The following is a 26727-nucleotide window of genomic DNA, read 5'->3' on the forward strand; positions in this document are numbered from 1 at the left end:
CGGCGGTCAGATAACCGTTGTTCGCGACAAATCCGTCCACTGCGGCCTCGTCAAGAACGTCATCCGTATCGTCGGCAAACCCTGCTGGTATTCCTGTCAAAGTTGACCAATCGGCCGCTCCAACTGCCGGAGCATCAATCCAGTCCGTTTCAGTACCTGTTGAAGATAATATTTGGCCCGGAGTTCCGGCATCACCATCTTTATCCAAAAGTAGGTTGTCCAAGGTTAGACTTTGAAATATAGTAACGTTCGTATTGCCTCCCTCTTCCTCTATTCTTAGGGCTTCCTCTCCACCAACTGAAAAGCCAATTTCATCTGCGGCTGGTCTAAACATACCCGTATTGGCATCATCTCCTGTACTAAAACTATATGCTGGTTCTGCTTCTGTTCCTCCTGTTGAAGAAAATTGATTACCTCTAATTTCACCTTCTACATCAAGTTTTCTGTCGGGGGTATTTGTCCCAACTCCAAGATAATTGTTCGCAGTGTCCCAAAACAATTGTACATTATTCTCAGTAGGCGCACCAGTTGCATCGGCAAAAAATATTGATCCGGTAATACCTGTTAAACTTCCGGGTACATCCTGCCATGCCACCCCGGTTCCGGTAGAGGTCAAAACTTGCCCATTTGTTCCAATGGCATTTGTATTATCGGCTACCAATCCACCCAGTTGTAGACGTTCGGGAACCAAAACATTCGTGGTTCCGGCTGTATTTGTAACAGTCAAAGCCCTTATATTTCCAGCCGTAAGACTTACCAAATCCGGGGTAAATTCATCAAAATGTAGTCCCGTATCCAAATCGCCATTAAGATAAAAACCTAGGGGACTAGCTGTTGCGAAACCATTGCTCAAAGTAGTTCCATCTACATGTAATGCTGCGGAGGCATTAAAAGCAGGGTTCTGTGAAATCCCAATTGTTCCTGTTCCAATAAAAGTTAGGGCATTGGCACCAAAATTGTAAATGCGATCTTCATTGTCTTGGGTAAGATCGTCAGTTGCCAAATTAGAAATTGTTAAGGTATTGTCAGCCCAGATAACATCAGTGCCATCGGTTGTAAGGATTTGTCCATCCAATCCTTCAGCTATTTTTTCTATGGTTACGCTATTATCTGCCAAGTCTTCCGTAGCAATGGACAAATCAGCGATTTCTGCTGAAGTAACGGCGTCTACTGCAATGGTTGCCAAACCGGTATTGTCCATGGAAATATCACCGTTTAATACTCTTTCTTGTGGTAAGTCCGTGACATCACCTATCAATATGGTGCCATTTGTTAATGCCGGAATACCGGTACCATCAGTTCTATCATCGGCTGTAATCCAACCTCCTATACCTGCATTGGCCGTAGCATCCCATTTAATTATTTGACCGTCTGCTGCCCCATTTTGATTGATATCTTCCAATAAAATAGTGCCATTGGTAATTTGAGCTGAACCAATAGTACCTACTGTAAATTCATTTCCTAAAGTTCCATCTCCCGTAATTGTAATTTGATCGGCTAATTCAGTAGAACCCCCACCACCTGCAAGGGCTGCGTCGATTCCGGCCAAGTGCGCCTCAACGTCTGGAGTTCCTGCAGTGTAGTTAGTTGGCGTTGCTGTTACCTCCACTCCGCTTGCATTCTGATCGTCAGTATTGTCAAGGTACGGGCTGAGGTCAATCGGAGTCGCCGCCGCGTTGTTTGTAATCGTAAGTATGTCGGTGGTAAGTTCCAGGTCCTGAATCTCGTTGGTCGAATCATTATCTGGGTCAGCATAAAATGCACCGGCATTATTTACGATTAGGTTACCTGGTTGCGTACTTACAATATTTCCTCCAACTCCCGTTATTGCACCATCCACATAAGCTTTGGTTACAGCATCTTGGTCATCCACTGGTGTACCTATGTTTTTGATTAATAAGCCACCCGCATCGTTCCCGTCCGCTAAAACTTCATTGATATTTTGAAGTTCGTTATCGGGTTCGGCATCCGCATCGTTAACGTTTAAGGTAATTTCATTGCCATTCAGAATTGCAATATTTCCAGGGGTATCGTCCGTTGAAATTGTTTGGTTGTCCGTACCGGCATTGTTAAAAAAACTCAAATCGATTTCATTACCATTTTCGATCTGCAAACGGTTGTCTGGCGTTAGTGTTAAGGTTTGATCATCTGACCCTACCAAAGCCTCCAAATTGATACTATTGCTCCCTAAGCCCGTCGCCGGCACAATGGCCAAGGTATTGGTGTCCTTATCAAAACTCAGTTCGTAAACGTCGTTCTGGTCCTGCCACAATACAGTCCCGTTGATATCGGTAGCGAGCACGTGGTTGGGAAGGCTTGACCCAATATCACGGGGCAAAATGGTTCCGTCTATGATGGCATCGGAATCCACGGATTCCGTTGCCAGTTCATCCGGGCCTACGGCCGCATCCCCCAGTTTGTTCCTTCCAATGGAGTTATCCTGTATATCCACGCCATTAATACCACCATCGGCAATTTGTTCCGTACGTATACTGTTGGTTGCCACTTCTAGGTTATAGTTGCCCTGGGTCTGGGTAATGGCAATGGTACTTCTAAGGTTTTCAATGGGGTCGTTCGTAATGGTAAAGCTTACGGCATCGCATAGGTTTACCCATTGGGCACCATTGAAATAATGGACGCATTCCGTATCCGTATTGTAGACCATACCCCCGCGCTGTGGGGCAATGGCCTCCATCTGGGCCGTGCTTAACTTGGAAATGACCAACACTCTGGAATTGCTTTCCAGTTCCAATAAGGAGCTCGGGTCTAGGGTCTGTGGATTGTCGCCAATTTTTATCTGTGCCATGGCTACGGAAGCAACCATTGACAAAACAAGGGATAGGATACTGAGACGTTTCATATAGCGCTATTTGACTTGAAAATAGTGGAAAAACAAAAATAGGATTATCTCTAGGCCAAACCTTTTTTTATAGTTAAAAAGATAGCCCGTACGGATAAAAGGTACATTAATTCGGTTAAAGCGAACTTATTTATATAGTATGCATGGGCAGAGCGGTTTGGATGTTTTCCAAGGAAACCCAGGTAAACTTTCTTGGAAAAAGCCCGTAAAATATGTTAACGAAAGATATTTGTCATAACATGGCGGACTTCGGCACATGGAATCCCTCCTACGACCCAATAAATTAACAAAAGTTTATTTGCTGGATTTTTTTTAAAATGTGCACATGTACGTAATTTATGAACACTAAACAGGACTTGTTTATCTTTGACAAGTTCATACCTATATATTATGGCCAAGAGTTTACTTGCAGCGCTTTTGTTCTTTTCCACCTTTTTCTCGTATGCCCAAGACGACGGTAGAAGAATTATTTACGGACACGTTTTGTATAAAAATGTGGACGTGCCCAACGAATATGTAATCAATTCTACCAGTGAGGAGGCGACGGAAACGGACGAGGACGGCGAGTTCGCCATTCGGGTGAAGGAAGGTGACGAGTTGGTATTTACGGCAGTAAACTACCAGTACCAGATTGTAAAGATTACGCCGGAGATTCTGGAAAAAAATAGAATCATCGTGACCGTAAACGAAAAAATTACGGAACTGGACGAGGTGGTTGTCACCCCCGAAGACGAGGAGCGCTTTTTGCAATTGCGGAACGAGGAGTTCAAAGAGGTGGAATATGAAATTGATAGGGGCACGGAAGTTGAAAATATCGCCCTTTCCCAAACGGACCGTGGCATGCAGGACGGACTTAACTTTGTAAACATCTTTAAGGCCATCTTCAAGGCCAAGGCAGATGCGCCCGATGAAGGTCCGCAGGTAGCGGTGAGCGATGTGCTACGCAGGATCTATGACAATCGTTTTTTTATGGAGGACCTGCAACTGCAACAGAGTCAGATCGAACCCTTTTTGACCTATTGTGACCAAAAATTACCCGCACGGTCCCTCTTGCGCAAGGAGAACGAATTTCAATTGATCGATTCCCTGGTGAATCTCAGTAAATCTTTCCGAGAGACCTCGAATGAGGAGTGAGTTCCTTTTAGTGTTCATTTTTCCCGTTCTCGTTTTTTCACAAACCGGGGAAACCAAAAATTTGGAAGGTAGGGTTACCAGTAGGGATGGTGATGTCGCCGCCACGCACGTGTTGAACATCAGCACACAAAAGGCCAGTATCACGGATATAAATGGGTTTTTTAGCATCCCGGTGCGTGTGAACGATACCTTGGTTTTTTCGGCCGTCCAGTTCAAGAAAAAACAAATTGTAATCACACCCGCTATTTTTGGCAGTTCCACTATAGAAGTGCCCTTGAACGAGGCCTTGGAAGAATTGGACGAGGTGGTCGTTACCCCGTATAACCTATCCGGGGATATTTCCAAGGACCTGAAAATTTTGAATACGGAGCCCGTAGTAACTGCTTCCACCTTGGGCCTGCCAAATGCTTTTGTAAAAGTTCCTACCAAGGCGGAGCGGGAATTGTACGAGGCCACCTCGGGAAGCATAGGTATACCTTTGAACCCTATTTTGAATGGAATTTCCGGAAGGACCAAAATGCTTAAAAAACGTGTAGCGCGTGATAATCTGTACAGCCGTACCGGTCGGGTTCGGGAATTTTATGCGGATTCCCTCTACCAAACGGAACTGAAGATTCCCAAGGATCGAACGGATGACTTTTTTTATTTTTGTGAAGTGGATTCCGCTTTTCAAACCATAGTGGATAGCCATGACCTGATTCGGATTTGGGAATATCTTGAGCGAAGAAGTTTGGTCTACCGAAAGAACAATGATCTGGATTAGCGCCTTTTTGGCATGTCCTTTGCTCAAATGCAATAAAAATGTGAAACCCTCATCGAGGGATTTGTTATGGTAAGTCCAATACCACTACAGAAGGAAATGTTTAAGAATAAAGCTATTGACCTAATAAAAAAGCAAGAAAAGTGAAGAACCTTAAAGAAGGACTGTTTCTTTTTATCCTACCCTTACTGGCCTTTACGGCTGCCCATAAATTTTACATTAGCGTAACCAATGTGGGGTATTCCGAAAAGGACGATGCCCTTCAGGTCATTACCCGTGTTTTTTTGGACGATATGAACGCTGTTCTAAAGGAGCGTTATGGTATCGATACACAGTTGGGCACGGCAGCTGAATCCGAGATGGACCGGGAGTATTTGGAGAAGTACCTTCGCTCCAAATTCATTGTTGAAATTGACGGCAAAAAGGTGGAGTATACCTTTCTGGGCAAGAAATACGATACGGATATGGTCATCTGTTACATAGAGGTACCCAAAATAAACCTTCCCAAAGTCACCAGCATTGCCATCACCAATGAAGTCCTTACGGATTTGTTCGACGATCAACAGAACGTGGTCCATTTCAAGATCAACGGTCAAAAGAAGAGTTTCGTCCTCATAAAATCCGATACTAAAGGAATGTTAAATTTGTAACGTATGTTAAGAAATTCTTTAAAAAACTTTAATTTCCCGCGCATTAAAATGAACACTAAAATGAGACTATTCAAGTACACTTTTGCCTCGCTTTTGTTTTTGGTAGGCGCCGTTTCCTTCGCACAGGAAACCGAGAAACAGAAAAGGGAGCCAGGCCATTACAACCAGAGCAAGTTCAAGCAACTGTATGAGGAATTTGCAACCCCAAATAACTATCGTTCGGCTTCAGGTGCTCCGGGTCCAGATTACTATCAGCAACAGGCGGATTATGTAATGGACATTACCTTGGACGATAAAAACGCCAAAATCTATGGTGAAGAGACCATCACCTATACCAACAACTCCCCAGATGACCTTGAGTACCTTTGGTTACAATTGGATCAGAACGTGCGTGCCAAGGATTCCAAGGCACCTTTGCGAAACGGCGGGGGAGTTCCCTTGGCGGAACAGCCCAGCTCTTTCGCTTCCCAATATATGGGAGAACCCTTTGACGGTGGCTTCAATATCGATTATGTGAAGGACGCGTCGGGAAAGGCCTTGCCCTATACTATCAATTTTACCATGATGCGCGTGGATATTCCAACACCTTTAAAAAGTGGTGAGCAATATACCTTTTCCGTAAAATGGAACTACAACATTCCCGATCATACCGTAAACCGTGCGCGTTCCGGCTATGAATATTTTCCTAAGGATGGCAACCGCGCCTATGTCATAGCCCAGTTCTTCCCTAGAATGGCCGTATACAGTGATGTAGAGGGATGGCAGAACCATCAGTTCTGGGGTAGTGGTGAATTCGCCCTAACTTTCGGAAATTACGAGGTGGATATTACCGTGCCCGCGGACCATATTCTGGACGGTACAGGAGTACTTCAAAATCGCAAGGAGGTCTATACCAAGGAAATGATGCAGCGATACGAGAAGGCTACCAAATCCTATGATAAGCCCGTAATCATCGTAACCCAAGAAGAGATAGAGGCCGCTGAAAAGGGATTTTCAAATAAAACAAAGACTTGGAAATTAAAGGCCGAAAACGTTCGTGACTTTGCATTTGCCACCTCCCGAAAGTTCATTTTGGACATGCAGGCGGTAAAGATTGGAAATAGGGACGTGATGGCGGTATCCATGTACCCCAAGGAAGGGAACCCATTGTGGGAGGAATACTCCACCAAGGTAGTTGCCCATACCTTAAGGTCCTATTCCGCACATACCTTTGATTATCCATATCCCAAGGCCATATCCGTTCACGCAAAGAATCAGGGAATGGAATACCCCATGATTTGTTGGAACTATGGTAGGCCCAATGAGGACGGAACGTACTCGGATAGGGTAAAATACGGAATGATGAGCGTGATTATCCATGAGGTAGGTCATAATTTCTTCCCCATGATCGTTAATTCCGATGAACGCCAGTGGGGCTGGATGGACGAAGGTCTGGATACCTTTATGCAGTACATGGCGGAGCAGGAATTTGGGGAAGCCTACCCCGAAGCCATTGCCCCCAACGATAAATATCCATCCAGAAGGGGCGACCCTGCCAAGATAGTTCCCTATATGAGCGGGGACCAAAGTACCATTTCGCCTATCATGTCCAATCCGGAAAACGTCTACCAGTTGGGTCCAAATGCCTATGCCAAACCGGCGACGGCTTTGAATATTCTAAGGGAAACCGTGATGGGAAGGGAATTGTTCGACCATGCTTTCAAGACCTACGCCCAAAGATGGATGTTCAAGCACCCAACCCCAGAGGATTTCTTTAGGACCATGGAAGATGCCTCCGCCGTGGACTTGGATTACTTTTGGAGAGGTTGGTTCTATACCACTGATTATGTGGATATTGGAGTAAAAGGTATCAAGAAGTACTATGTGACGGACAAGCCCACCAAGAAAATGCAGGAATATATGGCGGCCCGTAACATGACCGAAGCCGATCTCCCACCCTTGGTATATCTGGCCGAAGAGGATAGCGAGGATTTTGACCCCAATCTGAAAGGAAAATCACCTTCAGAAAGTTCCCAGACCCTAAAGGAGTTTATGATGGACAATATGACCGCCGAAGAAAGGGCTGCCGTAAAGGAGCCAAAATATTTCTATGAGATCACGTATGATAAGCCGGGAGGAATCCCCATGCCGCTGATCGTAGAGTATACTTATGCAGACGGGACTACGAAAAATATTACCTATCCGGCGGAAATCTGGAGAAAGAACGATGACGAGGTGAGCATAGTTGTCTCTTCTTCCACCGAACTGACAGGTATCGTGGTAGACCCAAAAATGGAAACGGCGGATATCGATACCTCTAACAATTCCTGGCCGAAAAAAGAAGAACAAAACGACTTTGATCAGTTCAAGGAAAATATCAAGGGAAAATAATCCACTATAATTTTGAAAAAAAGCCCTGTTCTTTAACAGGGCTTTTTTATTGCGCATCCAAACTTGATTATATTTGTAGTATGATTTCAACGTATTTTTTATTCATTAGTGGTGCCGAAATATTCTTCATCCTATTTATTGTGGTGATGGTTTTTGGAGCCGATAAGATTCCGGGCATTGCCAAGGGATTGGGCAAGGGTATGCGACAGCTTAGGGACGCCACGGATGATATCAAAAGGGAGATCCAACGCAGTGCGGATAAACAAGGAATAGATACCAACGTCATTACGGATATCCAAAAGGATATTAACGATGTCAAAAAAAGTATCGACACTGGCATTACCAAGGACATTAAAAAGGAGTTTGGTGAGGTCGGTAAGAAAATAGGCGACGTTTCTGGAACCGTTAAAAGAAAGTAGCCGCGTCTATGTGGGACCAATTGCTGCAATGGGACCAAGAAATACTGATATTCCTCAATAATTTAGGGTCAACCTCCTTTGATGGTTTTTGGCGGATCATCACAAAATATCCAACCTGGATACCTCTTTTTATCCTTTTTCTTTTCCTGATTTTCAAGTCAAGACCTTGGAAGGAAGCCTTGGTGCTGTTATTGATGCTGGGAATTTTGGTCTTTTTTGTGGAGACCTGTACCAACCTTACCAAAGTAGTTGTGGAACGGCTACGCCCCAATAATGATGCATACTTAAAACCATGGATCCGGGTATTGGCAAATCCCTCGAGCTATAGCTTTTTTTCGGCCCATTCCGCCATATCCTTTTCCGTAACCACCTTTGTATATGCTATCCTTAGAGTACGTTTTAGGTGGAGTTACCTTTTTTATCTTTGGCCTATTTTATTCCTTTCCAGCCGTATCTACCTGGGCGTGCATTATCCATCGGATGTTCTTGCAGGGGCTTTCTTCGGAATACTATCGGCGTTACTTTTTCACAAATTGTACTTGCTGCTTATTTCACCCTACTTAGCGTTAGGCCGTCCCTGACGGGCAATAATACCGTATCCAATTTTGGGTGATTGCTCAGTTTTGCGTTGTAGTCCAATAGAACCTTGGTGGTCTTGTCCCATTTTTTAAGGGGTTCCACAACTTTGCCGGACCAAAGTACATTATCGGATAAAATGACACTGCCGGATCTTGTTTTGGGCAACACCACTTCCAAATAGTTGTCGTATTGTTTTTTCTCGGCATCAATGAATATCAGGTCGAAGGTAATGTCCAACTTGGGAATGATCTCCAAGGCATTGCCCATATGAGGGTAAATACGTTCTCCAAAACCGCTTTTATTGAAATAAGTGCGCTGCATTTCCTCAAGTTCAGGATTAATGTCTATGGTATGTAACTCGCCGTTCTCCCGCAGACCTTCGGCCAGACATAGGGCGGAATATCCTGTATAGGTGCCTATTTCTAGAATATATTTGGGATTAATAATTTTGGAAAGCACGCTTAGCACCCTTCCCTGAAAGCGGCCCGTCAACATTCTGGGTTGTATGACCTTGAGGTGGGTCTCACGGGTCAGTTCTTGTAGGATTTCGGGTTCTTCCTGGGAGTGTTCGGTCAAGTAATCTTCCAGGACCTGCGATAAAAAATGCATGGTTTTCTTTTTACAAAAATAGCCTTTTAAGCATTATTTTTAAACCTTGTAAATCGGTAACATGGATAACGGAATTGAAATTCGCGAAGCGGTAATTGAGGATCTGCCCATACTTTTGAAATTCGAACAGGAAATCATTTTGGCGGAACGTCCCATGGATCCAACCATACGAAAGGGCAAGGTCAATTATTACGATCTTGCAGAACTGATAACTTCCGATAATGCCCAAGTGCTTGTCGCCTGTTTCGGATTACAAGTAGTTGCCAGTGGATATGCCCTTATCAAAGAGGCCCGACATTATTTGGACCATACGCATTATGGTTATTTGGGTTTTATGTACACGCTTCCCGAATTTAGGGGCAAAGGTATCAACGGAAAAATCATCGAGGGACTTAAAAGCTGGGTATTGTCCAAGGGCCTTACCGAAATTAGGTTAACCGTCTACGACGATAACGAACCGGCCTTGTCGGCCTATGAAAAAGTGGGTTTCAAAAGACACATCATAGAAATGCGATTTGTTACGGAGGCCAAAACCTGAAATCGGACCTAAACCATAGTTTTTCTTTGTTCGTATATCCCTATTTTTACTCGATAATCGAGATCAATTACTAAGGTGCTTGCGTTGAAACCTAAAAATGTTGTTTCTCTTAATGAAGTGGTTTAATGCCTTGTGGGCTTGCCCCGAGGTAGTTCATCGGATAAAATTGAAGTATGGAATTTCAAAATACCTTGGGGTTTGCCCAGGAATTGGATAAAAAGGATGTGTTGGCGAAGTACCGTAAGGAGTTCGTTTACCCAAAAGTAAATGGGGAAGAGGTTATTTATTTTACCGGCAATTCACTTGGGCTTCAGCCTAAACGGGCAAAAGCTTTTGTGGACGAAATAATGACGGATTGGGCCGAGTTGGGAGTGGAGGGCCATTTTTATGCCGATAAACCTTGGTGGGACTATCACGAACGTTTGATTCCGCCGTTGGCAAAAGTTGTAGGCGCCAAGCCCGAAGAGATCACGGTTATGAACACCTTGAGCGTAAACCTACACTTTCTCATGGTATCGTTCTACACCCCAACAAAAAACCGATTTAAAATACTCTGTGAGGAAAAGGCTTTCCCCAGCGACCAATACATGCTTCAAAGTCAGGTGCGTTTTCACGGTTTTGATACCGAGGATGCCATTGTTGAGGTAAAAAAACGGGATGGTGAGCATTTTTGGCGGACCGAGGATATTCTGGCCAAGATTGAAGAAATAGGGGACGAGCTGGCCTTGGTGCTCATTGGAGGGGTGAACTATTACAACGGGCAGGTGATGGATATGGAATCTATTACCAAGGCAGGAAGAAGAGTAGGTGCCAATGTTGGCTGGGATTTGGCGCATGCCGTTGGAAATGTGGCGCTTAAATTACATGATTGGAATACCGATTTTGCCGCGTGGTGCAGTTATAAGTATATGAACAGCGGTCCGGGAAATGCATCGGGCGTATTTGTACATGAACGTCATTTGGACAAAAAGGATATCCCCAGGTTCGAGGGCTGGTGGGGAACCAAAAAAGAAGAACGCTTCTTAATGAAGCCCCACTTTGAACCTATGCCCAATGCGGATGCATGGCAAGTGAGCAATCCTCCCGTACTGTCCATGGCACCCTACTTGGCCTCATTGGAACTTTTTGAGGAGGTAGGAATGCCCGCCCTCATTGAAAAACAGAAAACCCTTACAGGTTATTTGGAATTCGTGTTGAAGGAAATCGATGCCGAAGTAGACAGTAGTTTTGAAATCATCACCCCAAAGGATAGGGGCTGTCAACTTTCCGTTTTCTTGCACGGCCAAGGAAGGGCCTTGTTTGATTATCTGATGCAAAATGGTGTAATCGTGGATTGGCGTGAGCCCAATGTAATTCGTTTGGCACCGGCACCATTTTATTGTTCGTATGAGGATATGTACCGATTTGGACAGATACTTAAGGAGGGTATATTAAAAAACACTCGATAAGTTAGATGAAATCGCTCGGATTGATTTTTTCCAATGCCCGATATTTTGGACCCTCATGGGTTTTTGCAAGTATCAACATCCTTTTTGGGACATGGGCCATTTATATTCCAACCGTAAAGGAAAATCTTGGGATTGACAAGTCCCAGTTGGGAATCGCCATTTTTTGCCTGTCCTTAGGCGTATTTATCGTATTTCCTTTTGCTTCCTCCATTATTAATCGGATTGGGGTAGGGAAGGCCACTTGGTATGGGGTGCTGATCAGTTGTTGCACGGCCATCCTTCCGATTCTGAGCCCAAGTTATTACACGTTGATGGGCAGTCTATTCTTGTTTGGGGCTTCCAACGGGTTTACGGATATTTCCATGAATACCTTAGTGACCGAACTGGAGAAAAAAGATAACGCCAAATTCATGTCGGCCTCCCACGGTTTTTTTAGTCTGGGCGGCGTCTTGGCCGGATTGGGCAGCTTTTTGATAGGTCCCTTGGACAATCCTGTATTGCATATGGGAATGGCCATTGCGTTAGTTTTCATCGTTAATTTCACATTCTACAAAAACTTCGTCAACGAGGTTGCGGCGACTATTGAAAAGGAGACATTTAGCCTGAAACTTTTTAAACCGTTGCTTTTGTTAGGGCTTATTTCCTTTATTGCCATGGGAAGCGAGGGTGCCATTGTGGATTGGAGCGGGCTCTACCTAAAGGAAGTCAGTTTGGCTCCCGAGGCCTTGTGGGGTGCCGGATTTTTAGGTTTTCAGGTGACGATGACCTTAGGTCGGTTTTTGGGTGACGGGATCAGCGCGAGTATCGGTTCCGTAAAAATGGTGGCCTTGGGTACGTTGTTAAGTATTATCGGTTATGTACTGGTACTGACAACATCCACCTATTTGGCCATCGTAGGATTTGCTATTTGTGGGCTGGGCTTTTCCGCAATGGTTCCGGAGCTCTTTCGAATCGGTGGAAACGTCAAAGGTGTGGATTCCTCCAAGGGAGTTTCGTTTATCGCCGGGGCCGGCTATTCCGGGTTTCTATGTGCGCCCCCTATTTTGGGTTTTCTTGCGGACAATTATTCCCTCAAAACAAGTTTTATCGTGTTGTTGGGCGTGGCTATGTTTATATTGGGTGCGACGGCAATCCTTAGAAAGAGGCGGGGGTAGGGGAAAATTTGGTTGGTCCTATAGCCTTAGTTCATGTTGCCTTTCGTCTTTAGCCCCGAAGTTCCCTTTCCAATAGTTTGTATAAACTCCTTGATTTCCTCCGTTACCGGAAGCCAGGACTGTTCTTGCCAATAGGCTTCATTATACGGATGTTTTAACATAAAAATGTCCTTATGCTCGTTGACATTGCTTTTCACCTTTTCATTGCCAAAACTATCCGGGGTGTATAAGGTAATTTCTATTTCGTAAACATCCGGTGCGGGATGTTTTTCCGTTTTCACTTCTAAGGAGAAGGTTCGTTTTGCCCTGTGCAGATAATAAAGCCCTTTTTCCACATCTTCCTTAAAATACATGGAGGAACTTCCTTTAAGGAAATGGGAATATTTGTCCAACGACGGTTTAGTATTACTTATGGCTTTTTGGTTATTAACCTCAAAGGATAAAATGGCATTGTCCTTTCCGTTTATAATATAGTGGCCTTTGGTAATTATTCTATCTTCGGAAGGAAGCGAATTAAATTCTACCCGTATCTCCTCACTATTCTCATAGGGCTTTTCAATTACGTCGAATTCCGGACCCATGGCGTTCAGCCGCATGAATTCTCCGAAAATGTTGTACAGCGAGGGAAGCTCAAAGTATACGCCGTAAACGTCCCTAATGATTCCCAATTGCCGCATTTCCGCCAGTTCTACTTGGTAATCCTTTTTTTCCATTTCCAGACCATTGCCGTAAATGGAGGTTTTACGCAGTAGCGTACCTGTCATATCCTGTAGCCGAACCAAAGTGTCGTTTTTACGGAGCAAGGCCCGGATGAAAAACGTTTCCGTATGTGGTGTCAATAAATAATTGGAATTGATGGAATCCTTGATCTTCTGAAGAATAGTCTTGGCATTGGTCACCACCACTTCGTCCAAGGCCACTACCTTCTTTTCTAGGTAAATAGTATCCTTAAGGGCCTTTAATGAAAGCGCTTTTTTTTCGTATCCGTTTCTAAAGAATAGGACCGTATCCAGTGAAGTTTTCAATAGGAACCTGCCATCCGTATTGCTAATGGTGCTATGCTTCCTGTTAAATACATGCACGAATTCCAAGGGAACTTTTTCATCGGCATCCATTATGATACCACCAAATTCCGTTTGGCCCAACACAAGTCCCCCATATAAACAAAAAGTTAACCGTAGGTACCTTCGCATGTTCCCCATAATTCATTGGAAATTGTGCTTACTCCACTTCAATACCCGTGAAGTACAACTGGAAATTGCCTTCCCCCATTTTGTGCATGGTGGCGATGTTGAGTCCATCAATATTTTTGTAGTCCTCCCAACTGGTTATCATATTGGGTTCCTCTTGGTTACCTCTTCTAAAGACCCATTCCTTGATGATATAATCGTCCCCAAAATAAAAGTCATAGGCATCCCCGGGGGTGTAGCCACCTTCGTTTCCGTACACAATGGTCAATTTTTGCATGATATCCTTGCTCATGGGCGCCTGTACAGAGTCGGTATGTGTGTATTGAAAACTATTCCGGTCCCAGACCAATTGGTAAGGGGCAAGCATCCAATATTTGTCGTTGATGAAACCGGCATCGGTTTTGGCAATTACGCTGTCCATTTTCGTACGGTTGTAACGAAGCGTATCCTCATGGGTCATAAAAACGACATCGTTGGTTTTTGGATGCCATTGCCACGTGCGTTCAAAATGGGACGAATCCCTATCCACATTGAACGTGAATTTGATGCGCTCTATATTTTTCCAATTTTCGTAGCCATTGACATCGGCTATTTTCTCCAATACTGTACTTTCTTTATCAATGGTTTCTTTCTGCTTTTTCTCGTCGTTTTTGCAACTTCCAAATAAAACCAAAAAGAGCACCGGCACAAATAAGTATTTTTTCATGGTGGGTATCATTTAGGTTACAAGGTACTAATAACAGTAACTTTAACCTATTTTTGTATTGCATAATAATTTTCTGAAGGTGACCTTCTTACGCAAACTGTGTCTAATCATTGTGGGCAATCAATTCAATAAGGAATTGGGTGCCAATGATCCATACAAGGACATCACCGATGAAGATCTGGTGAAGGAAATAGTGGCGAAGAAGGATTCCATGATGTTCGGGGTCCTTTATGATCGTTATGCCAAAATGGTGTTCAATAAGTGTTATGGATTTGCAAAATCACAAAAGGAGGCAGAAGACCTAACACAGGACGTATTTTTGATGGTATTCGTAAAGTTGGCCTCCTTCAAGGGGAACTCAAAATTTTCAACCTGGCTGTATTCTTTCACGTACAATTTTTGCGTTAATTATGTGAACAGGGATAAGGGAAGGAAAATAAGCGATCGCTCCAATGATATTGGTGATGAGGAATATAGATTGTCCCAAGAAGTAACGGACGAGCATTTATTGGAGTTGCAGGTGGAGAAATTGAAAAAGGCATTGGAAATGATACCCGGTGAGGACAAGACCATCCTGATGCTTAAATATCAGGACGGTGTTTCCATCAAAGAATTGGAATCCACCCTGGAACTGGGTACGAGTGCCGTAAAAATGAGATTAAAGAGAGCCAAGGCCAAAGTAATAGAAGCATATAATGCATTGCCCTAATGTTTGAACAGGATCAAAATCCGTTTAAGAGAATGCAGGGAGACCTTAAGGATGTCCCTCCAGAGCTACGTCAAAAAGTCATGAACGATGTGGCCATGGCCAAACTTATCATGGAAATGGCCACTCTGTTCACATCCAACTATGGCAGTCTTATAGAAAGCTTATTAAAAACCAAGAAAACTAAATAACTGAACTATGAAAACACTTACTGAACTCAAAGATACTTTGTCGGACAGTTTTGGTAGTTTACTGGAGTCCGCCGCTGAAATGATACCGCAAATCGTAGTGGGAATTATAGGCTTGATCGTCGCTTGGTTGATTATAAAAATCATTCTTTTCATCCTGAAACGGGTTCTTAAAGCGGCCAAGATAGATGTGCTATCCCAGCGCGTCGCCGATGCCAAATTATTTGGGGACAGACAACTTAAAATAGATTTGCTCAAGGTAACCCTGTCCGCCACCAAGATCCTTCTCATTTTAATGTTTACGGTGGTACTTGCCCAAATGTTGAAATTGAATGCCATTTCCGATGCCATTTATTCGTTATTAGGCTATTTGCCAACATTTATCAGTGCCCTGTTGATCCTTATAGGAGGGCTTTATTTGGCCACGGTCGTTAAACAAGCCACGCTAAAGCTATTCGATTCTATGGGCGTGGGCGGATCTAAAATGGTGAGTGGCACCCTTTTTTATTTGATCGTATTTTTCGTTTCTATTACGGCTTTGAATCAAGCGGGCGTTGAAACCCAAATCATTACGAGTAATTTCACTTTGGTACTCGGTGCCTTTTTGTTGGCCTTCGCCTTGGCTTTGGGTCTTGGCGCCAGGGAAGTAGTGGGCGATCTTTTACGGACCTTTTACTCAAGAAAAATCTATGAGGTGGGTGATCAAGTGAAAATTGGGAAGATTGAGGGCAAGGTGGAGGCTATCGATAATATCTCCATGATCGTAAAGACCAAATCCGGTAAATTGGTAGTGCCCATCAAGAAAATTGTGGACAGTACCGTTGAGGTGAGCGACTGAATTTTTGCAGGAATCAAAATAAGAAGGAATCATAATTTATTCCTTAATTTTGGGTTTGATTAAAAAACATACATATGAGTTCTAAAAAGGGAAAAATACAGGAAACTATCGACGAAAAAATGTTGGCCGAAAGAAAGGTCTTTCTTTGGGGACAGGTAGATGACGATTCCGCCAAACATGTTATCGATAGGTTACTGTATTTGGATATGCAAAACCATAAGGAAATACAATTGTACATCAATAGCCCTGGCGGTTATGTAACTTCTGGTTTTGCCATGTACGATACCATAAAATCTTTAAAAAGTCCGGTTTCCACCATATGTACCGGTTTGGCGGCCTCCATGGGCTCTATTTTGTTATCCGTTGGAAAAAAGGGAAGACGATTCATACAGCCCCATGCACAGGTTATGATCCATCAGCCCAGTGGTGGTGCTAGGGGACAGGCTTCCAATATAGAAATCCAAGCCCGGGAAATTATCAAGACCAAGGAATTGAGCGCAAAAATTTTGGCCGATAACTGTGGCCAGTCTTATGAAAGGGTATTGAGGGACTTTGATAGGGATTACTGGATGAACGCCGAAGAGTCCATTGAATATGGTATTGTGGACGGGATTCTGGAATAACATTATGTTATCTTTGCAAAAAGTCCTTATAGATTCCTATCGGGACTTTTTAGTTATCACATATTGTCAAGGTTGAAATTTAAGTGGGCTTAAAAGTATCTGGGTGATTTAATACCCCCCACTTTACGTTTAAACATTTCATAGATTAAAATAATCTCATGGGTTCCTCCAGTATAAGGTTTAACCCTTGAAGTAGGTAAATCGTAGGCATATCCCAATCTAAAATCTCGCGTTACCTGATAATCGACCATCCCACCAAAATTTGAGGCATCGTTGAAGCGATAGGATGCTCCTAACCAGAGTTTTTCATTGAACAAAAAGTTAGCCGTTAAATCATAGGTCGCCGGGGCTCCATTTGTAATTTTAGCTATAACCGTCGGTTTAAACTTCAAGTTATAGGACAAATCCATCACTACCCCTCCAATTGCATAATAACTATTTCTTTCCAAAGCTTTAAACTCTCCCTGATTTAAATCCGTATTTGCAATTCTAGGTGAGGAGACACCTATATACCATAAATTTGAACCCATGAATATACCTGCGCCAAAATTGGGTTTCCAACTATTAAAATTGGCATTGAAAAAAGGATCATTACTGTCAGGATTCTCCAAGTTGTAATTTGTAAACCCCGCTTTAAGTCCAAAGGACATTTTAACTTCTTGGGTCAAGGGCACCGTATATGAAAAATCTCCATATATGTAATTGGTACTTTCAAAACCCAATCTATCATTTATGTAGGACAGACCTAGGCCAATACGTTCGTTTCTTAACGGGCTATGGATGGAAAAAGTGTTTGTTCTCGGGTTTCCTTCTAGGCCTGCCCATTGGTTTCTATGTAGCAACGTTATGTTCAAAGTTTCCCTGCTTCCGGCATACGCTGGATTTACGGAAATGGTGTTGTACATATATTGTGTAAATTGTGGTAGCTGTTGGGCACTAACGTAAGTGGCACACATCGTCATAGCCAATACAAGAATTCTCTTGTAAACGTTCATAGATCGGGGGGTTAAAACGTTATCTAATAAGTAGGTCATTTACGTTTGGCAAATTTAAATCAGTAGCTTGCGGATATTTGTATAATACCGTTTAACTACTTTGATTATTCGTTTGTTGGCAATGGGTTTGATGAAAATATAGGTGCAAGCAATTAGTGTATCACGAAATGTTTATTCCGAACCTAAATAGATGTAACCATTGATCTGTTGAATCTGCTCTCCATTGACATTGATGATATAAAAATAGGTTCCGGTAGGTAAATATCCAGAGTTGCCTAGGGAATTATCGGGTGAGGTTCCACCCCAATCGTTCTGATAGTTTTTTGCTTCGAACACTTTGTTTCCCCATCTATTAAAAATCATCACGTCGAAAGTATTATCACAAAATTCGGTTCCTTTAATTTCGAAGAAATCATTGAAACCATCGGCGTTGGCCGTTACTGCCTTTGAGACCGTAAAATTATCTACGGAGCAAGGCACACATTTATTGTTCACAGCAATAGTAAAATCCACAAAGTAGTTGCACTCCCCAGATGTAGAGCTATACTCTACGACATATGTTTGTGTTTGATGCTGCATAGGGTCAAAAATACTTCCAGTCATCTGTGTTCCTTGTGTTATCGCTTTAAATGTCCCATCAGTTTCAAAACCTGATGGTAAATAATTTACTAGGTCTATTGCTTCATCCTCAATACAAAGTTCAATTGTCACTTCTTGAAGTTGAGGTTGCATTACGAATATAAACTGCTCAAAAAGTGCGGTGTTTCCACATGAATCTATTACATTCCAAGAGCGTACAATCATATAATCTTCCGAATCGTTAGCATTTTCTCGCTGCTCATTAAAATCAACGGAATAATTACCGCAACCTCCAGTAAAAGTTAGATTAGGTACTTCAGGTATTTCATCTCCACAAAGTATGGTGACTTGTTCCTCATAGGGACTTGCCATAATTGGTCCGTTAGGTATTACTGTTATCGTTTGGGTGTGGGTTTCCGTGTTCCCTGCACAATCACTGGCTATCCACATTCTTGTAATTTCATATCCTATAGCGCAATTACCATCATTTGATATGGTTTCGGTATAGTTTACCATGATATCACTTTCACAGGAATCTATAGCGGTTAGGGTCTCTGCAAATGGAATCTTATCACAGGTTACCGTTTCATTTTGAGGTAATGGTTCAACAAAAGTAGGAGCGGTTGTATCTACTATCGTAATCACCTGTTCATGGTTTATGATATTACCAACACAATCTGTAATGGTCCAATTTCTTGTAATTACATATTCCGTAGGACAATTGTCATTGTTGCCATTTATACTCTCGGTAAGAACAGTGTCTATGGGACAAGTGCCTGAGGATGGATTATAATCAGCAGCGGGAGTAGGGTTACAGGCTTCAACGGTAACATTTGAAGGGAGTTCTATAACCGTCAGTGTTACAGTGGCAGTATCTCTGGTTCCGTTGCCATCAATAATCGTATATGTAAAATCGTCTGAACCTATAAAATCGGTATTAGGAGTATACACGAAATAGTCGTCCGCTTTATCCAAAGGGGTGCCATTATTGCCTATTGCCAAAATTCCGTTACTTGGGGAACTGGTAATCTCTAAAGCAAGGTTTGCATTAGGTCCGTCCACTCCAAAAGTATCATTGTCCAAAATGGTTAATGCTATATCAGCCGTGTTCTGAACTATTAAAAAATGGTCATCTTGGGCATTGGGTTTGTTATCTTCCCTAACCTTAATAATTACTGTCGACGTTTCACAAACGTGCTCGTTGGGGTATGGAAGACAAACTTGAACCTCAAATTGATCCATTCCTTTGAAGTCATTATTTGGAGTGTACATAAATGTGCCGTCGGTTTCAACAGTAACGCTACCATATAAAGGTTGCATGTCGTTAAGCAAAGAATATGTAGAGAAATCCGGAAGGTTGTCATTGGTGGCGACATTGGCATTTAAACTTTCCTTGAAGTTTGTTTCAAAATAATCATCAACCGCATAGGTTTGCATCAAAAAGAACTTGCCATCTCCATTATCTGTAGTAGCTGCCAAATATTTTATTGAAGTTATAATGGAACCAACTGGAGCTAAGTCAGATAACTTAAAAAGGGCAATACCTATAATTTGACCATTATCGTTATTTCTTCCACTGGACCAATAATCGGAATTGGGTAACGGAGGTGATTGGGGTTTTATACCTGTTAAATTACCTTGACTTCTTACAAAGGTTGCACCTAGTAAAACTTCAGTAGAACTATTGGCAGGTATACCATATATTTCGAGATATTGACAATTGTTGCCACCACGTTCTGTTACTGCCAAGACACCATCTGGATTGGATGGAATACCAGGGTTGTATGATATAGTCTGTATTTGGGTATCCACGGATGCTGTGGCACCATAATTTTCACAAAAATTGACTCCATTGCTATTCGATTCAAAATAATGATTAAGGTTTAGGGATTGATAGGCATTTATGGCTTCTAAATCCCAATTATAATCATTACTACTGCCCATAAGCATGGCACCGTTTGACCAAATATGATTTTCTGAATGTCCACCTGGACCCACCCGGGTCATTTCGTAACTGGAAGGAACCACAAAAGTGTTATAGTTTTCACCATTAATATCAATCGACTCCAGAGTCGCCTGGTCCCAAATGTTTGTTTGGGTGTCTTGCCAATTAAAATTTACACCAGATGAAATACCTTGCCCATAGATTTTTGCAACTCCGATTGTAAAAAGAATAGTAACAAAAAGGCCTATTAAATTTAAAGATGGTAGTTTGGGTAAAAAATAGTTTGTTTGGGGGTAGTTTACATTCATGAATAGCTAGTAGGTAATGGAAACCGCTTTGAATTTTTTGGTTAAAGGTTTCCAAGTTTTTTTAATTGGTTTTAATATGTAAGAATTGGGTCAAATTCTATTTCAAAAATATTTATATATTCATTGAGTTTTTTAAGAATATAGTTTAAGGAGGTCAATTATTCGATGGAAGGATAGAACGTCGATTAAAAGATTTTAATCAAAGACGAATGGCGTAAAGAGGAATAGGTCATTTATCGATAAACTACCTATTTTATTGGATTTTCACCAACAATATGAGCAATAGATTGCTGTAAACATCCACGGTTGAATTCGTCCTTTACATAGAAAAAGGTCCTTCACAATAGTATTGTGAAGGACCTTTTTGGATATATATAGACGCTCAAGCGGGATAGTCCCTTAATATATGATTAAAGATACTTCATTGGATGTTTTTCCACCTTTAATTATTTGTTAAAACGTATCTGGATTTTTAATGATTTCGGCTGATTTTTCTCTGATGTATTCCATTTCCGAGGCACTTTTCTTTTCAAGCAGACTGAGCATCATGGTCATGCGTTGATTGTCCTTGAAATGTTCCTTTTTTGCATCCAAAAAATTCCAGTAGAGGAAATTGAAGGGACAGGCATTGTCCCCTTGTTTTTGGGTATGTTTGTAGTGGCAGGAACCGCAATAATCGCTCATTTTGTTGATATAATTGGAACTGCTCACGTAGGGTTTGGTGGCCACGATTCCCCCATCGGCAAATTGGCTCATGCCCCTGGTATTGGTGATTTCTACCCATTCAATGGCATCAATGTAAACACCAAGGTACCATTGGTCCACTTCATCCGGATGTAGTTGTGCCAACAGGGCAAAATTTCCAATGACCATCAACCGTTGAATATGGTGTGCATAGGCATCAGTAAGGCTTTGCCCAATGGCATGTTTCAAGCAGTTCATTTTGGTGTTGCCCGTCCAGAAAAACTCGGGTAGGGGGTTCTGATTTTCGAGTTTGTTCAGTTTGGCATAGTCCGGCATTTCCTTCCAATAAATGCCTCGCATATATTCACGCCATCCCACTATTTGCCGTACAAAGCCTTCAACCTGTGAAATATCGATATTTTCTTTGTTTTCATGATACTGTTCCAATACTTTGTCAATGACTTCCTTCGGACTTATAATTTTGGCGTTCATGGCGAAGGACAGTCGGGAATGGAAAAGGTATTTCTCTTCTGTATGCATGGCGTCTTGATAATCGCCAAAGTGAACCAACAGTTCCTTGCAAAAATAGTTCAGGACCGAAAGGCAATCCGCCCTACTTACGGGCCAATTGAACTTTTCCGGATCAATTTCCCCAAAGGTTTTTACACCGGCTTGCTCTATTTCCTTCAGTAAATCGGTAACGTCCTTTCTAAATCCGCGTTCGTGGGGAATTTCCGGTGTTCCCTTCCACTTTTTTCTGTTGCTCTGGTCGTAGTTCCATTTTCCGCCATCAGGTTGGCCATTTTCCACCATGATGCCATGCTTTTTGCGCATCATCCGGTAAAAGGATTCCATCAACAATTGCTTTTTCCCCGAAAAGAAATCTTTCAGTTCGTACCGACTCGTGTAGAAATGCTCCGTATCCACGGCATGGGTGTCGATTTTCAGGGATTTCGCAATTCGTTTTAACTGTACGTCCAAGCGGTATTCGTCCGGCAATTGGTATTCAAATCGTTCCGCACTTGTCGCATCGCAATACGCTTTTATAATCTTAGCCAGGTCCTGTGGATTGTTTGGGTCACCAATTTTAAGATAAATGAATCTGTGTCCCTTTTCGCTGAGTTCTTCCTTAAAGGTTCGCATGGCCAGGAAGAAGGCAACTACCTTTTGGATATGATGCTTCACATAGTCCGTCTCCTGCCGCATTTCTGCTATGAGATAAGTAACATTGTCATCTACCGAATCAAACCAATGGTGTTTTTGGTTGAGCTGATCGCCCAATATCAATCGCAACGTAGCTCCCTCCGACCTCTCCGAAGGAGAAGTGTTGTCCTTAGTCATCTTTTATTATTAATTTACTGAATGTCAATGTTTTATTATGCTTTTTTCCCTTTCTTTGGCGAATTTTACAATCCGTAGTTACGGATTTTCAAAGAGCGAAAACAATGTCTTATAGGTTATTGGTCAAACAAACTCCCTTGTAACCAATGTTTTTGAAATTTTCCATTGGGGTCATAGCGCTCTGCCTGTAATTTGGTGTTGAATTTTCGGTCCCTTGGGTCGTTGCCAACACCACTGTTATACATCCAGTTGCCCCAATTGCTGTGCACGTCATAATCGATGAGCATACTCTCAAAATAAGCGGCTCCAAAGCGCCAATCCTGCTCCAGTTCCTTGGCCCAATAACTGGCGACATTCTGTCTGCCCCTATTGCTCATCCATCCTGTTTTTTCCAGTTCCCTCATATTGGCATTGACAAAGGCATCGGGTGTATTTCCCTCTATCCATTGGTCCAGTTTTGACTGGTCCAGTTGCCAGTCGTACTGCTTGTCCAAAATTCCTTCAAGCCGAAAGATTTTGGGGCCATGTTTTAGAGATACATATTTGAAAAAATCCCGCCATATCAGCTCAAAAACCAACCAATAGGTATCCTGGTTTTTTTTGACCTCTTTCTCAAACTTCTTTACTTGCCAGTAAATCGAACGGGCAGAAATACTGCCATTTGCCAACCATGCAGAAAGTTTGGAGCTATAGTCCGTGCCCACCAAGCCGTTCCTGGTTTTTTTGTAATAGGCCAATTTTTTGGTTTCCCAGAAATAATGGGCAATGCGTCGTAAGGCCTGCGTTTCACCTCCCTGGAAAGGAAAAGCGGACCTATTGTCCGGTGTCGGTTCCGATAGTCCCAGATCTGTCAACGAAGGTAACTTCGTATGGTTTTCTACATTGTTTGATTCAGGAAAAACCCTTTCAAAGGTAACCTCAGGACGAACCTTACAGTATTTTTCGCACTTTTTCCTGAATTCGGTAAAAACCTTGGGAATGTCCTCAAACTTCGTGTATGGAATATCCTCCATATGAAAAAGAAACTGGTCGTAGGTTTCCTCAAACTGTACGGCTTCACCCACCTCCCTTTTTACCGAATCCGATATAAAAACCTCGTCGCGCGTCCACTCTTTCTGGAGATATATTTTATGGATCTGATGTTCTTTTGCCAGTTTTGGGATGTGTTGCGATGAATTCCCCACATAGACGAACAACGGGATATTGAATTTTTTGAGATTTTCCCGTAATTCCCGCACGGATTCTATTAGAAATTTGGCGCGAAACCGTTCCGTTTTTTTAAAACCGAAATCCCCTTTTTCAAAATAAAGGGTATCAAAGCAATAAACGCCCATTACCTTTTCGCCCTGACTTGCTTTTAGAAGTGAGGTGTTGTCCTGTACCCGTAAATCGTTCCTGAACCAGACTAAATTAGTCATGTAAATTGTTTTTTGTTTTTTCTACATTTTTCACTGCAATATCGTACCTCGTCCCAATGTCTTTCCCATTTTTTTCGCCAACTAAATGGAAGTCCGCAAATCGGACAGGTTTTTGAAGGTAAATGTTGTTTTTTATGGGCCATCTATTTTTCTTTTATTGCCTCATTTGGCCGCGCATAAGCGAATCTTTTCAGGAGTTTTGGAAGGGCATAGCCATCCAGACCAATATTGGCGATACTTTCCGCAAATTCTAGATTGATGCTGCCATCCTCGAACAGGGCTTCATCCGGAAGGTATATATGTTCTATGGCCCCAATAATCAGGACGCAGCCGTTTTCAGCGATTGTGTATTCATTTACGTAGGAACAGCCCAGTTTAATATGGCTTTCCTTTACATACGGTGCCTGAAATCCGTCGAGGTATTCCTCAGTCAAGCCAGTTTTTTCGAATTCCGACTCGTTATCCCCATATTTCGCCGAGGTTTGATGGCTTTGCTCCAATATGGACCCGTTTACATGGTTCACTGTAAAAACGCCCGTCGCCTTCATGTTACTATAGGTATCCCTCCGTACCGTAAACGGTCTTAGGATAAAACCAAGCAGGGCAGGGTCGCTCCCAATGTGCGAAATGGAATTGAATATGGCCAGATTTGTAACGCCCTCTGGCGATTTTGTGCCTAAAAGGTTGCTAGGTCTGTACCCTGTGGAACTATTGATTAAATTTGCCCTAAATCTATTGGGGAGGTTTTTTAAATCCGAAAGATTAAAATGCATTCCTTCTTTATTTATGTTTAATAAAATTAAATATTGGCTAAACAAAAACAGTTAATATTAAACTAAAACCTAAATTAATTTCTATTTTACCTTCCCGAATACCGTTAAAATAGACCAAGCATACCATTTATGACCCAGACTAAAAAGAATATTGCCATCATAGGATCAGGGCTAGTAGGCTCTTTATTAGCTATTTATCTTAAAAAGTATGGGCATACGATTACCGTTTTTGACCGAAGACCCGATATTCGTGAGGTGGAATTCTCCGGTAGGTCCATTAATCTTGCCATGAGCAATAGGGGTTGGAAGGCCCTAAGGGAAGTGGGGATAGAAGATGAAATACGTAAAATAGGGATACCCTTGGATAAAAGGGCCATGCATGTTATAGGTAAACCTGAATACTTCCAAAAGTATGGGAAGGAAGGGGAAGCGATTTGGTCCATTTCCAGAGGCGTGCTCAACAAAAAAATGATCGACTTGGCAGAGCAGGCCGGCGTGGAGTTCAGGTTTGAGGAAAAGGTCTGGGACGTGGATTTGCCCAATGCCCAAGTGTTTACCGGAGAAACGGAAAAAGGCGCATGGAAGGCCTATGATTTTGATTTGGTATTTGGCTGTGATGGGGCCTTCTCACGCGTGCGCCACAAAATGCAGAGACGGAGTCGGTTTGATTATTCCCAGGATTTTATCGATGTTGGCTATAAGGAGTTAACGATACCGCCCAATGAGGATGGTTCGCATAAACTGGACAAGAACTCCTTCCATATTTGGCCCAGGGGTCAGTTTATGTTCATTGCCATGCCCAATTTGGACGGTAGTTTTACCTGTACCTTGTTCATGCCATTTGAGGGGGAAGTTTCCTTTGAAAGCATAAAAACGAAGGAAGATGCCATTCAATTTTTCAGCACCTATTTTCCCAATGTACGTAAGGATATTGAAAATTTGACCCATGATTTTTTCAAGAACCCTACCAGTGCCATGGTAACCATGAAGTGCTTTCCATGGACCTATTGGGACAAGGTGGCGCTTGTAGGCGATTCTGCCCATGCCATTGTGCCTTTTTATGGACAGGGCATGAACGCCGGGTTTGAGGATATTTACGTGTTAAACGAACTCATACGTACACACGGGGACGATTGGGAGACCATTTTCAGGAACTATCAGGAAATGCGAAAGCCCAACGCCGATGCCATTGCAGAATTGAGTTACCGAAATTTTATGGAAATGAGCAGTAGGACGGCTGATCCTCTATTTTTACTGCAGAAGAAAATCGAAAAGCGTTTCGCTGAAAAGCATCCAGAGAAATGGATACCGGCATACAGCAGGGTTACTTTTTCAGACCGACCTTACGCCGAGGCCTTGGCCGAAGGTGATTTTCAGGAAAAAATCATGAAAGATATCATGGCAATGTCCAATATTGAGACGATTTGGGATAGCCAGGAAGTCGAGGACAAAATATTGGAAGCCCTAAAGGATTCTTCTCAATAGTCCTTATTACGAATTTCTGCCCTTCGCATAGGCATACCATCGATACGGTCAAAGACCTTTTCCAAATCAAGGGGATAATCTTCTTTCATTTTGATGCCTCCATCCTTGCCGATCAGCAGGTAGCCATTGAATTCAGTAGGAAGGCTGATTTTGTAGCTCATTTTTTGGCCATCTGGAGTTGTCAATTCATTGTTTCTAAGAAAGAGGACGATCACATCCCTTTCATCGCAAGCTTCCATTTGGTGAGTCACTTTTTTAAATGCGATGTTGGATAGGGTTTCCTCCTCAGTGGCATCGGAAAGGATTAACACCCTATTATTCCATTGATAATCGGAAAGGTTTTGGGTGTATACCGTGTTTATGGACATAAGTAGTGTAATTATGGCTGCTAAAATTTTCATCTACAGGAAGATACAAAAAAACCGTC

General features: G+C 42.5%; 25 protein-coding genes. 14 read left to right on the forward strand and 11 right to left on the reverse strand.

Going from position 1 to position 26727, the window contains the following annotated elements; all coding sequences use genetic code 11:
• Window positions 1–2860, reverse strand: a 2860-nt coding sequence (locus PP181_RS15840; protein ID WP_272637809.1) for a beta strand repeat-containing protein, incomplete at its 3' end; no start/stop codon positions are given.
• Window positions 2861–3250: 390 nt separating this feature from the next.
• Here PP181_RS15840 and PP181_RS15845 point away from each other — a divergent pair.
• The 6 genes from PP181_RS15845 (at window position 3251) to PP181_RS15870 (ending at window position 8774) form a co-directional block, all read left to right on the forward strand.
• The gene (locus PP181_RS15845) at window positions 3251–3994 is read left to right on the forward strand and encodes a carboxypeptidase-like regulatory domain-containing protein (RefSeq protein WP_154920683.1); all 744 of its coding nucleotides are present in this window, start codon (window positions 3251–3253) and stop codon (window positions 3992–3994) included.
• Window positions 3984–4757 carry a hypothetical protein gene (locus PP181_RS15850; protein WP_272637810.1) on the forward strand — a complete coding sequence of 258 codons (774 nt, stop codon included), beginning with the start codon at window positions 3984–3986 and terminating at the stop codon, window positions 4755–4757. Before PP181_RS15845 ends, PP181_RS15850 begins: the two co-directional genes overlap by 11 nt.
• A gap of 140 nt (window positions 4758–4897) precedes the next feature.
• A complete protein-coding gene (locus PP181_RS15855) occupies window positions 4898–5404 on the forward strand; it encodes a DUF6702 family protein (protein WP_154920685.1) in 507 nt (168 codons plus the stop codon).
• Between the two features lie 60 nt (window positions 5405–5464).
• Window positions 5465–7774 (forward strand): M1 family metallopeptidase, encoded by a 2310-nt coding sequence (locus PP181_RS15860; protein ID WP_272637811.1) that lies wholly within the window; start codon window positions 5465–5467, stop codon window positions 7772–7774.
• 80 nt (window positions 7775–7854) lie between these two features.
• Window positions 7855–8193 carry a Sec-independent protein translocase subunit TatA/TatB gene (locus tag PP181_RS15865; RefSeq protein WP_154920687.1) on the forward strand — a complete coding sequence of 113 codons (339 nt, stop codon included), beginning with the start codon at window positions 7855–7857 and terminating at the stop codon, window positions 8191–8193.
• Between the two features lie 8 nt (window positions 8194–8201).
• On the forward strand, window positions 8202–8774 hold the full coding sequence (locus tag PP181_RS15870; protein ID WP_154920688.1) for a phosphatase PAP2 family protein: 573 nt from the start codon (window positions 8202–8204) through the stop codon (window positions 8772–8774).
• Here PP181_RS15870 and PP181_RS15875 read toward each other — a convergent pair.
• Window positions 8740–9381 carry an O-methyltransferase gene (locus tag PP181_RS15875; RefSeq protein ID WP_272637812.1) on the reverse strand — a complete coding sequence of 214 codons (642 nt, stop codon included), beginning with the start codon at window positions 9379–9381 and terminating at the stop codon, window positions 8740–8742. The genes PP181_RS15870 and PP181_RS15875 overlap by 35 nt on opposite strands.
• A gap of 61 nt (window positions 9382–9442) precedes the next feature.
• Here PP181_RS15875 and PP181_RS15880 point away from each other — a divergent pair, with 61 nt between their 5' ends.
• From PP181_RS15880 to PP181_RS15890, 3 genes are all read left to right on the forward strand, one after another.
• Window positions 9443–9919, forward strand: coding sequence for a GNAT family N-acetyltransferase (locus PP181_RS15880; RefSeq protein WP_272637813.1), 477 nt, complete (start codon window positions 9443–9445; stop codon window positions 9917–9919).
• Between the two features lie 173 nt (window positions 9920–10092).
• On the forward strand, window positions 10093–11367 hold the full coding sequence (kynU, locus tag PP181_RS15885; RefSeq protein ID WP_272637814.1) for a kynureninase: 1275 nt from the start codon (window positions 10093–10095) through the stop codon (window positions 11365–11367).
• Window positions 11368–11372: 5 nt separating this feature from the next.
• Window positions 11373–12521 (forward strand): MFS transporter, encoded by a 1149-nt coding sequence (locus tag PP181_RS15890; protein WP_272637815.1) that lies wholly within the window; start codon window positions 11373–11375, stop codon window positions 12519–12521.
• Between the two features lie 26 nt (window positions 12522–12547).
• Here the strand turns inward: PP181_RS15890 and PP181_RS15895 are convergent, their stop codons facing one another.
• Together PP181_RS15895 and PP181_RS15900 are read right to left on the reverse strand one after the other, a co-directional pair.
• Window positions 12548–13714 carry a hypothetical protein gene (locus tag PP181_RS15895; RefSeq protein WP_272637816.1) on the reverse strand — a complete coding sequence of 389 codons (1167 nt, stop codon included), beginning with the start codon at window positions 13712–13714 and terminating at the stop codon, window positions 12548–12550.
• Window positions 13715–13742: 28 nt separating this feature from the next.
• Entirely contained in the window at window positions 13743–14417 is a 675-nt protein-coding gene (locus tag PP181_RS15900; RefSeq protein ID WP_272637817.1) for a hypothetical protein, read from the reverse strand.
• A 58-nt stretch (window positions 14418–14475) separates the two neighbouring features.
• Here PP181_RS15900 and PP181_RS15905 point away from each other — a divergent pair, with 58 nt between their 5' ends.
• The 4 genes from PP181_RS15905 (at window position 14476) to PP181_RS15920 (ending at window position 16772) form a co-directional block, all read left to right on the forward strand.
• Complete coding sequence (locus PP181_RS15905; RefSeq protein WP_240042771.1) at window positions 14476–15126, forward strand: RNA polymerase sigma factor; 651 nt, start codon at window positions 14476–14478, stop codon at window positions 15124–15126.
• Window positions 15126–15314, forward strand: a complete 189-nt coding sequence (locus PP181_RS15910) for a hypothetical protein (protein WP_138259486.1) — start codon at window positions 15126–15128, stop codon at window positions 15312–15314. Before PP181_RS15905 ends, PP181_RS15910 begins: the two co-directional genes overlap by 1 nt.
• A gap of 7 nt (window positions 15315–15321) precedes the next feature.
• Complete coding sequence (locus PP181_RS15915) at window positions 15322–16149, forward strand: mechanosensitive ion channel family protein (RefSeq protein WP_154920695.1); 828 nt, start codon at window positions 15322–15324, stop codon at window positions 16147–16149.
• A gap of 74 nt (window positions 16150–16223) precedes the next feature.
• A complete protein-coding gene (locus PP181_RS15920; protein ID WP_272637818.1) occupies window positions 16224–16772 on the forward strand; it encodes a ClpP family protease in 549 nt (182 codons plus the stop codon).
• Between the two features lie 89 nt (window positions 16773–16861).
• On the opposite strand, the gene PP181_RS15925 is transcribed toward PP181_RS15920, so the two are convergent.
• The 6 genes from PP181_RS15925 to PP181_RS15950 form a co-directional block, all read right to left on the reverse strand.
• Window positions 16862–17767, reverse strand: a complete 906-nt coding sequence (locus PP181_RS15925) for a PorP/SprF family type IX secretion system membrane protein (protein ID WP_272637819.1) — start codon at window positions 17765–17767, stop codon at window positions 16862–16864.
• 171 nt (window positions 17768–17938) lie between these two features.
• Window positions 17939–20599: a gliding motility-associated C-terminal domain-containing protein gene (locus PP181_RS15930; protein ID WP_272637821.1), complete on the reverse strand. Its 2661-nt coding sequence runs from the start codon at window positions 20597–20599 to the stop codon at window positions 17939–17941.
• A gap of 453 nt (window positions 20600–21052) precedes the next feature.
• Window positions 21053–22624 (reverse strand): cryptochrome/photolyase family protein, encoded by a 1572-nt coding sequence (locus tag PP181_RS15935; RefSeq protein ID WP_272637822.1) that lies wholly within the window; start codon window positions 22622–22624, stop codon window positions 21053–21055.
• Between the two features lie 116 nt (window positions 22625–22740).
• Window positions 22741–24042, reverse strand: a complete 1302-nt coding sequence (locus PP181_RS15940; protein WP_272637823.1) for a DASH family cryptochrome — start codon at window positions 24040–24042, stop codon at window positions 22741–22743.
• Window positions 24039–24185 (reverse strand): DUF2256 domain-containing protein, encoded by a 147-nt coding sequence (locus tag PP181_RS15945; protein ID WP_154920701.1) that lies wholly within the window; start codon window positions 24183–24185, stop codon window positions 24039–24041. The genes PP181_RS15940 and PP181_RS15945 overlap by 4 nt, the downstream gene beginning before the upstream one ends.
• A complete protein-coding gene (locus PP181_RS15950) occupies window positions 24186–24815 on the reverse strand; it encodes a flavin reductase family protein (protein ID WP_154920702.1) in 630 nt (209 codons plus the stop codon).
• A 129-nt stretch (window positions 24816–24944) separates the two neighbouring features.
• Here PP181_RS15950 and PP181_RS15955 point away from each other — a divergent pair, with 129 nt between their 5' ends.
• On the forward strand, window positions 24945–26300 hold the full coding sequence (locus tag PP181_RS15955; protein WP_272637824.1) for an FAD-dependent oxidoreductase: 1356 nt from the start codon (window positions 24945–24947) through the stop codon (window positions 26298–26300).
• Here the strand turns inward: PP181_RS15955 and PP181_RS15960 are convergent.
• Window positions 26294–26701, reverse strand: coding sequence for a DUF4174 domain-containing protein (locus tag PP181_RS15960; RefSeq protein ID WP_154920704.1), 408 nt, complete (start codon window positions 26699–26701; stop codon window positions 26294–26296). The genes PP181_RS15955 and PP181_RS15960 overlap by 7 nt on opposite strands.
• Window positions 26702–26727: the final 26 nt, after the last annotated feature.

This window comes from Maribacter sp. PR66, assembly GCF_028464205.1.
Taxonomy (GTDB): Bacteria; Bacteroidota; Bacteroidia; order Flavobacteriales; family Flavobacteriaceae; genus Maribacter; species Maribacter flavus.

Excerpts from the sequence above, each read along its gene's own strand:
- PP181_RS15940 (WP_272637823.1), bottom strand. The coding sequence starts at position 24,042 with ATGACTAATTTAGTCTGGTTCAGGAACGATTTACGGGTACAGGACAAC.
- PP181_RS15960 (WP_154920704.1), bottom strand. The coding sequence starts at position 26,701 with ATGAAAATTTTAGCAGCCATAATTACACTACTTATGTCCATAAACACG.
- PP181_RS15860 (WP_272637811.1), top strand. The coding sequence starts at position 5,465 with ATGAGACTATTCAAGTACACTTTTGCCTCGCTTTTGTTTTTGGTAGGC.
- PP181_RS15955 (WP_272637824.1), top strand. The coding sequence starts at position 24,945 with ATGACCCAGACTAAAAAGAATATTGCCATCATAGGATCAGGGCTAGTA.
- PP181_RS15865 (WP_154920687.1), top strand. The coding sequence starts at position 7,855 with ATGATTTCAACGTATTTTTTATTCATTAGTGGTGCCGAAATATTCTTC.
- PP181_RS15915 (WP_154920695.1), top strand. The coding sequence starts at position 15,322 with ATGAAAACACTTACTGAACTCAAAGATACTTTGTCGGACAGTTTTGGT.
- PP181_RS15850 (WP_272637810.1), top strand. The coding sequence starts at position 3,984 with ATGAGGAGTGAGTTCCTTTTAGTGTTCATTTTTCCCGTTCTCGTTTTT.
- PP181_RS15945 (WP_154920701.1), bottom strand. The coding sequence starts at position 24,185 with ATGGCCCATAAAAAACAACATTTACCTTCAAAAACCTGTCCGATTTGC.
- PP181_RS15920 (WP_272637818.1), top strand. The coding sequence starts at position 16,224 with ATGAGTTCTAAAAAGGGAAAAATACAGGAAACTATCGACGAAAAAATG.
- PP181_RS15870 (WP_154920688.1), top strand. The coding sequence starts at position 8,202 with ATGTGGGACCAATTGCTGCAATGGGACCAAGAAATACTGATATTCCTC.
- PP181_RS15900 (WP_272637817.1), bottom strand. The coding sequence starts at position 14,417 with ATGAAAAAATACTTATTTGTGCCGGTGCTCTTTTTGGTTTTATTTGGA.
- PP181_RS15875 (WP_272637812.1), bottom strand. The coding sequence starts at position 9,381 with ATGCATTTTTTATCGCAGGTCCTGGAAGATTACTTGACCGAACACTCC.
- PP181_RS15930 (WP_272637821.1), bottom strand. The coding sequence starts at position 20,599 with ATGAATGTAAACTACCCCCAAACAAACTATTTTTTACCCAAACTACCA.
- PP181_RS15895 (WP_272637816.1), bottom strand. The coding sequence starts at position 13,714 with ATGCGAAGGTACCTACGGTTAACTTTTTGTTTATATGGGGGACTTGTG.
- PP181_RS15925 (WP_272637819.1), bottom strand. The coding sequence starts at position 17,767 with ATGAACGTTTACAAGAGAATTCTTGTATTGGCTATGACGATGTGTGCC.
- PP181_RS15935 (WP_272637822.1), bottom strand. The coding sequence starts at position 22,624 with ATGACTAAGGACAACACTTCTCCTTCGGAGAGGTCGGAGGGAGCTACG.
- PP181_RS15880 (WP_272637813.1), top strand. The coding sequence starts at position 9,443 with ATGGATAACGGAATTGAAATTCGCGAAGCGGTAATTGAGGATCTGCCC.
- PP181_RS15910 (WP_138259486.1), top strand. The coding sequence starts at position 15,126 with ATGTTTGAACAGGATCAAAATCCGTTTAAGAGAATGCAGGGAGACCTT.
- PP181_RS15950 (WP_154920702.1), bottom strand. The coding sequence starts at position 24,815 with ATGCATTTTAATCTTTCGGATTTAAAAAACCTCCCCAATAGATTTAGG.
- PP181_RS15890 (WP_272637815.1), top strand. The coding sequence starts at position 11,373 with ATGAAATCGCTCGGATTGATTTTTTCCAATGCCCGATATTTTGGACCC.
- kynU (WP_272637814.1), top strand. The coding sequence starts at position 10,093 with ATGGAATTTCAAAATACCTTGGGGTTTGCCCAGGAATTGGATAAAAAG.
- PP181_RS15845 (WP_154920683.1), top strand. The coding sequence starts at position 3,251 with ATGGCCAAGAGTTTACTTGCAGCGCTTTTGTTCTTTTCCACCTTTTTC.